The organism is Candidatus Infernicultor aquiphilus, assembly GCF_002784285.1.
Lineage (GTDB): Bacteria > Atribacterota > Phoenicimicrobiia > Phoenicimicrobiales > Phoenicimicrobiaceae > Infernicultor > Infernicultor aquiphilus.
Genome location: NZ_PFKO01000333.1, coordinates 215 through 469, shown reverse-complemented (window position 1 = coordinate 469; position 255 = coordinate 215). Strand labels below are relative to the sequence as shown.

The window sequence follows — 255 nt, the reverse complement described above, 5'->3', positions numbered from 1 at the left end:
CTACTTTAGTCCCTTGATCAAAAGCAAAGACTCCTTCTGAATTAATAATCACTATCGCTATGGTCTCTGTCTTAAAAGCTCCCGCTGCTTCATATCCCTCTCTATTTACTTCTTTGATTAAATGATTAATCAGGTGTGCCCGCTTTAGAGGAGTAAAATTAGCCGTCTCTTCAGAATATTTACTTTTTATTTTATATAACTGGGGCTTTACTAATTGATAATGATAATCTAATTTTGGACTAATCTTCATCAATT

General features: G+C 33.3%; 1 protein-coding gene. It reads right to left on the bottom strand.

The features are described from left to right. On the bottom strand, nucleotides 1-250 hold a 250-nt coding region (locus COZ07_RS09260), incomplete at its 3' end, for a hypothetical protein (RefSeq protein ID WP_406608280.1). Between the last annotated feature and the right edge of the window lie 5 nt (nucleotides 251-255).